1 protein-coding gene and 1 pseudogene are annotated in these 1,759 nt (G+C 65.8%); both read right to left on the reverse strand.

What is annotated here, in order from left to right; all coding sequences use genetic code 11:
- Window positions 1-128: 128 nt before the first annotated feature.
- Complete coding sequence (locus tag AAEX57_RS16140) at window positions 129-1,532, reverse strand: FtsX-like permease family protein (RefSeq protein WP_342093319.1); 1,404 nt, start codon at window positions 1,530-1,532, stop codon at window positions 129-131.
- 44 nt (window positions 1,533-1,576) lie between these two features.
- A pseudogene (locus tag AAEX57_RS16145) lies at window positions 1,577-1,759 on the reverse strand (ABC transporter ATP-binding protein); the annotation flags it as partial.

Raw genomic sequence — 1,759 nt, forward strand, 5'->3', positions numbered from 1 at the left:
GGCTACGGCGACCCAGATGTGCTGTGGTTGCGCTGTCTCCAGCGAGATGTGCAGCGGTTGGTACATGAGATTCTTCTCCTGATGCTGTAGTGGTCTCCCCGGCTGATGGTGCTGGGGGTCTGTTCGGCTCAGTCGTTGCTGCGTCTGTCGTTCTGCAGCAGTCGGTGGTGGAGCGGTGTCGAGGCGGCGACTGCGCCGGCGGCGATGGCGAGTCCGAGCAGGAGGACGACCAGGAGACGCCAAGGGGTACCGGTCACGGCCATTCCGGAGGCGATGAGTTGTTGCCGCATCGGCCAGGCAAGGGCTACACCCATGAGGCTGCCCATTGCGGTGCTGCCCATCAAGGGCAGGAGTGTCTCCAGCCACATGGTTCTGAGGGCGAAGGTGCTGGGGGCTCCCATGCGCTGCAGGGCACGGCTCTGGTGTGCGCGGTCGACGGTGGCAGAGGCTTGGGTGATGAGCAGGTGGGCAGCGGTGAGGAGTAGGCCGGCTCCCAGGGCGATGATTCCTCCGGTAACGAGGTCCGGTTGGGCCCTGTCCATGAAGGTCTGCTCGGTGGGCGTCGGGTTCTCGGCCAGGTCGTAGGAGAACGGGGCGCAGGCAAGGGAGCTCGCAATGAAGGCCAGGACAGCAGTGTTGGACGCACGTCGCCACGTCGCACGGGGATCGTTCACGATCCGCCATGAAGCCAGCCGGAGTGCCGCCCCAGGTGCATGCCGGGCCACGGGCCGGGTGAGCAGTTGGAGCAGCCATGGGCCGATGAGGTCCACCGCGATCAGGAAGAGAACCACGACAGCCGCGACCACGAGAAGAACAGAGGTGTTCTGTTCGACGCGGATGGTGTTCACGAAGACGTAGCAGGCCAACAGGATCGCGGGGAAGGCAGCCAATCGCCACAGGGAGGCCCGCGGACCGCGGGTGCGACGTGCAACACCCAGCGGCGTGATCCGCACCCGCCGCAGACCCCATGCTGCCGCCAAGCAGTTGACGGTCACCAAGGTCACCGCGACCACCCCCACCAAGTTCCAAGGCAGGCCCATCTCACCCGGCCTGACCGCGACGGCCTGGAAGGTCATGCCCGACCACAACGGCAGAGTCGCGCGGTACACGACGAAGCCCACGCCCGTCCCCACGACCGCCTGCAACAAGGTGTCGAGCAACGCCATCCGGGTCACGTCACGAGACGAAAGCCCCACAAGTCGCAGCGCAGACAACCGCTGCTCCCGGCCTCGTGCGCCGAGTTGTGCTCCAGCGATGGCCAGAGTGATCGCAGAGGGGAGGACCAAGGCGCAGGCGCAGCTGGCCAGGCCGACATAGAAGGCCAGGACCATGTGGAAGAAGGGATCGTGTGACAGCTCCGCCAGCAGGCCCGAGGGGTTCGTGAACCGCTGGTAGAACATCCAGGTTCCTCCCGCAAGGGTGAACAGGATGGCCGAACACACCGCAGCGGCCACGATTCCCGCGCCGAACAGCAGCAATTCACCGCGCTGGGTTCTGAGTCTCGCGGCGAGCAGCCGTGATGCGGCCGGCACCCAGCGCAAGCTGATTCCTTGGGTGTCTGCTGGTCCTTGGGGTGTCATCGGCTGGCCTCCGTGAGGTGGTCACTGTGGACCAGGCCGTCCCTGATCTCGACGACGCGTCCACACCACTTGGCGACGCTCACGTCATGGGTGACGACCACCAGCGCGGCTCCGGCCATGCGCGTGGAGTTCGTGAGGACCTGCATCATCTCGTGTCCTGTGGACTGGTCGAGTGCGCC

It is taken from the genome of Luteococcus sp. H91, from assembly GCF_038433135.1.
Classification (GTDB): domain Bacteria; phylum Actinomycetota; class Actinomycetes; order Propionibacteriales; family Propionibacteriaceae; genus Luteococcus.